The following is a 6,581-nucleotide window of genomic DNA, read 5'->3' on the forward strand; positions in this document are numbered from 1 at the left end:
GGAGTATAAATCCCTCCAAGCGGTCCTATATCTTTTATTTCATCTTCTACTAGCTTATACCCTAAATCTTTATATAAATCTTTTTCATTGCAAGAAATTATGATCTCATCAAATAACTTTATAGCATCTAATTCTAATTCTAAAAAACTTTTATCTTGAAGCTTTAAAAAAGCTTTTGTTTTTTTATTCATTCTTGAGTTTTTTCCACCTGATAATATAACTGCACTCTTTTTCATAAATCCTCCAAAATTAAATCATTAAAACATTAACTTTTTCACCTAACTTAAGTTCTTTGTTTTTAGGAATCTCTAATATACCGTTACTGTTTATCATAGTGTGAACTTGACCTGGAGTTTGGTATACGCTATTTATAAAAACTTCGTTTTTATTATTTACATAAACCCTTAAAAACCTTCTCTTAGAAGTCACCTTTAAAAATTCATCTTTTAATATGCAATTTTCCTTGTAGTTAGAATTTTGATTTAGCATATTTTCTATAACTTTTCTTCCTGTAAGTTCAAAACTAGTTGCAGCTGCAACAGGAGTCCCTGAAAGCCCTATATATAATTTATCTCCCTTTGAAGCTGCAAACATAGGAGACCCAGGTTTCATATCTACCTTCCAAAACAAGATATCATACCCAGCTTTAACTGCACTTTCTTTAACCCTATCTTTTTCTCCAACAGATACACCACCTGTAGAAATTATTATATCTGATGACTCTTCTAAATTTTTTATAGCTTTTATAATTTCTTCAAAAGAATCGCAGATAATATTATAAATCTTTGAATCGCAACCTAATTCTAAAACTCTAGATTTTAAAAAGTAACCGTTGCTATTATAAATCTTACCTTCTTTTAGAGTTTCTCCAAGGTCTTGCACCTCGTCACCTGTGTTAATTATTCCTATAACAGGCTTTTTATAAACCTTAACCTTTTTAATTCCAAGACTTGCTATAGCCATAACTTTTGACGCTGTTATCTTAGTATTTTTAGATATAAGTTTTTGACCTTCCTTATAGTCTTCACCTTTAAAACAAAAGTTTTCATAAGGTTTAAGACTCTTATAGACTTTTACATACCCATTTAAAAACTCAGTGTCTTCTTTTCTTACTACAGTGTTTGCTCCTTCTGGAATTTTTGCACCTGTAGTGATTTTTATTGCAGTTTTAGGCTTTACTGTCTTCTTTGATATATGTCCTGCATACTCAGTATCTATAACTTTAAGGAAGGCAAAGTCTTTTAAATTAAAAGTATCTTCTGCAATTATTGCATACCCGTCTAAAGGCGACCTATTAAATGGTGGGTTATCAATTCTTGCAAATATATCTTCACTTAAAACTCTACCTGTAGCTTCTTCTAAGCTAACTTCTTCAATTTTTAATTTCGGTGTTTTATTAAGGAGCAAAATTTCAGCTTCTTCTAAACTTACCATATTTATCCCTCTTTCTTTTTATAAGAAAGTATGCCTATCTTTTTAGATAGACATACTAATAAACTAATTTACTTTTTTTACGTTAACAGTTGCATATTTGTATGAAGGTTCTCTAGAATATGCATCATATGAGCCACGAGTTAAGATGTTTGTTTCTATATAGTGCATAGGTCCATATAATTCATCACTCTTTAAGCCTTCATTTATTTTCCCTAAAACTTCAACTTTTTTTCCGTTAACAGATGATACTTCTATTTTATCTCCGTTATTAATATTTAAGTTTTCAGCTATTTCTTTGCTTATTTCTATATAAGGTTCTTTTGAAATCATATTTTCTATAATTTGGACTTCTCTAGTTCTAGTTTGAGTATGCCACTGACCTACAGTTCCTCTTCCTGTATTTAAAACGTAAGGATATTCTTTAGTTTGTTTATCTTCATTTACCTTTACGTCTTCATACATAAATTTCATTTTACCGTTTGGTCTAAAGAATTTACCATCTTCAAATAATCTTCTTTGGTCCTTTTCTAATTTTTCTCCAGATCTTAAAGGCCATTGTACTCCGTTATGGTCTTTAACCATTTCATCGTAAATTACCCCTGTTATATCACAAGGAGTTCCTTTTGAAGCTTTTCTTAAAAGGTTAAATACATCTCTTGTAGTTTCCCAGCCCTTTAGTTCTTCTTCCATTCCTATAGCTTTACCTATTCCGTGTAAAACTTCAAAATCTGTTAATTCATTTTCTTCTTTTTGAATCATTGGAACTAAACTTGAAAGTCTTCTTTCAGTATTAATGTAAGTTCCTGATTTTTTAATTCCAGGTGCAACTGGTAAGAAAAGGTCTGCCATCTTTGCAGTATCAGTATCAGAATATAAATCTTGAACTACTAAAAAGTCTAAGTTTTCTCTAGCTTTAATAAATGAACTATTATCTATCCAAGAATCAGCAGGGTTTGTTGAAACAATCCACATACCTTTGATTTCGCCATTTATAGCTCCACTTATTATTTCTGGATACGCTTTAGTAGGTCTTTTAGGAATATATTCATCTTTAATATTCATAACCTCTGTTATAAATTTTCTATCCTCTTCATTTGCATAATCTCTTCCTGCATAAAGACAAGCAGTATTACTATAAAGCCTTGAACCCATAGCATCACTTTGACCTGTTATTGAGTTTGGACCTGTTCCTTCTCTTCCTATGTTTCCAGTCATAACTGCTATATTTATAATAGCTTGAGCAGTTCTTACAGCTTCATAACCTTGGTTTACTCCCATAGTCCACCAGAACGAAACTTTTTTACCGTTATTTATAGTTTCTGCTAATTCTAAAACTCTATCTTTTGAAATTCCAGTAAACTCTTCTACATTTTCAAGAGTATATTTTTTTACATGCTCTTTAAATCCTTCAAAGTCTTCAGTGTGGTTATTTATATAATCTTCATCTATATATCCTTTTTCTATTAAAACATTAGCTAATGTATATAAGAAATAAAGATCTGATTTAGGTTTTATTCCATACCACTCATCACAAGCTTTAGCTGTTTCTGAATATCTTGGGTCTATTGCAATCTTTTTAGCTTCTTTGTTTTTTCTAGCTCTTCCCCAAATTACAGGGTGTGCAACTGCTGGGTTTGCTCCTATTAATATCATAGTATCAGTAAGTTCTATATCTTCTAAAGTGTACGGTGGTGCGTCAAAACCAAAACTTTGTTTGTAAGCTACAACAGATGTTGCCATACAAAGCCTTGTATTACCATCCCCCTCCATATGCATCATTCCTCTACCTATATATCCAAGTAGGGCCATTTCCTCTAAAGGTAATTGTCCTGTACTTATAAAAGCAGAACTTCCTTCTCCGTATTTATCTTCAATCTCTTTCATTCGTGTAGCAAATACTTTAAATGCCGCATCCCAAGAGATCTCATGCATTTTTCCATCTTCGCCCCTTAAAAGAGGTAATTTATTTTTTCCGTATACTGAACATTGTTTATCTAAATTTAAACCTTTTATACAAGCAGTATTATTATTTACAGGATAACCTTTTTTTCCTGTGATCTTTTGAATCTTTCCATCTTCTACATTAAACTCTAAATTACAGCCTGTTGAACAGTAATTACACACAGATTGTTTTATCATTAACATCACTCCTTACGATCCGTTGATTGTTTAAATTTTATCATTTTCAATGTATAATAAATGTGACTTTCATCACACTTTTACTCAATTTCAATACTTTTTCCATGTATTTTGTGATATTTATCACATATATTTTTGTAAAATTTCTGTATCTTTATAAAGTAATTAAATTTTTAACAAAGGTCGGTGTGTGTTTTGAAAGAAAATAAAATATCATTTTTCCTAGCTTTACTAGGTTTTGTTATTTCATTAATTATTATTTATTTAATAAACGTACTTTAATTATAAAATTTTTGAGGTGATTATTTTGGACAGAATTAAATTAAAAGATTATCCGATAGGTTTTATCGGAACTTGCCTAGGTGCAGTTACTTTAACTAGCCTTTACCCTGGCCTTGGCTTTAACGGAGTTAGAAGCATATTTATCTACATAGGACTTATAGCTTTAGTTTTTTGGGTAGCTAGATTTATAAAGCATCCAGATGTTATAAAAAAAGAAATGAACAATCCAATACTTATGACTTTATACCCTACAGCTACGATGCTTCTTATGAATATCGCAGCATATTTTGTAAAGTTTAATAGCACAGTTGCTTTAACTTTATGGTATATCGGATTTATTATTAATATTTTCTTCGTACTTTTCTTCTTAATTACTCACGTTATTAAGAAGTTTGATATAAATTCAGTTTTACCTTGTTGGTATGCACTTTTAGTTGGTATTTCAGTTTCATGTACTACAAGCCCAGCTATGCATACACAAAATATAGTTAAACCTGTATTTTACTTTGTTGTAATATCATTTTTAACTTACTTACCAGTAGTTATATATAGACTTTCAAAAGTTGAAGTGCCAGATGCGCAGTATCCTCTTATTTGTATATTTGCAGCACCAGCTTCACTTTGCGTTTTAAGCTATTTAACATTATTTAAGAATCCAAACATCTATATCGTAGGTTTCTTCTTTATTCTTAGCTTAATTACAACTATATATGTTTATATTAACTTTCCTAAGATATTTAAATTAAAATTTAACCCAACATTTGCAGCACTTACCTTCCCATTAGCTGTAGCTACAGTAGCTTGTGTTAAAGTTAGCGGTTATCTTTTTAAAGCTGGATATTCTAATTTAGGTGCTATAGTTAATGAGATTGCAGGAATCGAATTATTTATAGCAACAGGAGTGATAGCTTTTGTATTTTATAAATTTGTATTCCATTTCTTAATGGACATCCCAGGAAAGAAATTCACTAAATAAATAAAAGGTTGCGAAAATAGAATTTTCGCAACCTTTTTTAATTAAATACTTTTCTCGCTATTTCTACTGATTCTTTTGCATCCTTTGAATAAAAGTCTGCTCCTATATTTTTTGCGTATTCTTTAGTTAATACAGCTCCCCCTACCATTATTTTACCTTTAAAATTATTATCTTTTAAAGCTTTAATAGTTTCTTCCATAGATTTAATAGTAGTTGTCATAAGGGCGCTAAGCCCAACTAGCTTCACATCATTATTTATAGCTTCTTCTAGAACTCTTTCAATTTTTACATCTTTTCCAAGGTCTATAATTTCATAGCCATAGTTTTCTAAAATAACTTTAACTATATTTTTACCTATATCGTGAATATCACCTTTAACTGTAGCTAGAACTATCTTTCCTTTTTCAGTTCCTTTTTTATTAGTCTTTATAAGCCTTTCTTTTATGATATCAAAAGACACCTTTACGGTTTCAGCGGCCCCTATAAGCTGAGGAAGGAATATCTCACCTTTTTCGTATTTCTCCCCTACTTTATCTAAAGTTGGAATTAAATATTCATTTACTATATCTATTTCACTTTTTTCTTTTAAAAGATTTAAAGTTAGTTCTTTAACACGCCCCTTAAGCCCTTTTAATATTAAATCTTCTAAGGTATCAGTTTTTTGTTCTTTATTATTTTCCATTGAACTCTTTTGATCCTTATTTAAAGTGATTCTTTCTATTTTTTTGTTTCCATAAGATTTTATAAATTCTTCACCTTTAATATCGTTATTATTTAAAACCTTAAAGGATTTTATAACTCCAATCATACCTTCCTTGTTAGGATTCATTATAGGTAAATCAAGGCCTGCACCTAAGGCTAAGCTTAAAAAGGTTTCGTTTATTAAATCTCTATTTGGTAAACCAAAAGAAATATTTGATACCCCTAGAAGAGTTTTTACTTTAAGTTTTTCTTTTACTACTCTTAATGCTTTTAAAGTTTCCATAACTTCTTTTTGCTGAGCTGATACAGTTAAAGTTAAGCAATCTATATATACGTCTTCCCTTTTTATACCGTATTCTTTTGCCTTATCTACTATTTTTTTTGCTATTTTAAATCTTTCTTCGAAGGATTCTGGTATTCCATTTGAATTTAAAGTAAGGCCAACTACAGAGGCTCCATACTTTTTAACTAAAGGAAGAATATTATCTAATACCCTATCTTCACCTGTAACTGAATTTACTATAGGTTTACCGTTATAATATCTTAAACCTTCTTCTAAAACCTCTTTTTTATTTGAATCTATTTGAAGAGGAATATCTAAGACTCCTTGAAGTTCTTTTATAACTGTCTTCATCAAACTCTTTTCATCTATTTCAGGTAAGCCTACATTTACATCTAATATTTCTGCGCCACCTTCAATTTGTTCTAAAGCTTGATTTATAATATAATCTATATCTTTTTTTATAAGAGCTTCTTTAAATAGTTTTTTTCCTGTTGGATTAATCCTCTCTCCGACTACACGAACTTCATCTATATAAACTACTTTAGATGGAGAAGTTACAGCATAAATCTCTTTATACTCTCTTTCTACCTTTTTTAAAGTTTTTAGTTCACTTAGTTCTTTAATAAACTTTTCAGTAGTACCGCAGCAGCCACCTACTACAGATACCCCTAAATCTATAAATTTAATCATTTCCTCTTTAAATTCTTTAGGTGTAATTTCATAAAAAGCTTCTCCATTTACTATCTTTGGAAGTCCTGCATTAGG

General features: G+C 30.0%; 5 protein-coding genes. 1 reads left to right on the forward strand and 4 read right to left on the reverse strand.

Annotated elements, in window-relative coordinates:
• The 3 genes from M4I33_RS13730 to M4I33_RS13740 form a co-directional block, all read right to left on the reverse strand.
• A partial coding sequence (locus tag M4I33_RS13730) for a molybdenum cofactor guanylyltransferase (RefSeq protein WP_257917336.1) occupies positions 1 to 236 on the reverse strand: 236 nt, incomplete at its 3' end.
• 13 nt (positions 237 to 249) lie between these two features.
• On the reverse strand, positions 250 to 1,434 hold the full coding sequence (locus M4I33_RS13735; protein WP_257917337.1) for a molybdopterin molybdotransferase MoeA: 1,185 nt from the start codon (positions 1,432 to 1,434) through the stop codon (positions 250 to 252).
• 63 nt (positions 1,435 to 1,497) lie between these two features.
• Positions 1,498 to 3,573, reverse strand: coding sequence for a molybdopterin oxidoreductase family protein (locus M4I33_RS13740; protein WP_257917338.1), 2,076 nt, complete (start codon positions 3,571 to 3,573; stop codon positions 1,498 to 1,500).
• Between the two features lie 307 nt (positions 3,574 to 3,880).
• On the opposite strand from M4I33_RS13740, the gene M4I33_RS13745 reads away from it, so the two are divergent.
• Complete coding sequence (locus tag M4I33_RS13745) at positions 3,881 to 4,831, forward strand: TDT family transporter (protein ID WP_257917339.1); 951 nt, start codon at positions 3,881 to 3,883, stop codon at positions 4,829 to 4,831.
• A 37-nt stretch (positions 4,832 to 4,868) separates the two neighbouring features.
• Here the strand turns inward: M4I33_RS13745 and M4I33_RS13750 are convergent.
• Positions 4,869 to 6,581: dihydropteroate synthase (locus tag M4I33_RS13750; protein ID WP_257917340.1), on the reverse strand; the 1,713-nt coding region annotated here is incomplete at its 5' end.

The sequence above is a fragment of the Clostridium sp. LY3-2 genome (assembly GCF_024705715.1).
In the GTDB taxonomy this organism is placed as follows: Bacteria; Bacillota; Clostridia; order Clostridiales; family Clostridiaceae; genus Clostridium.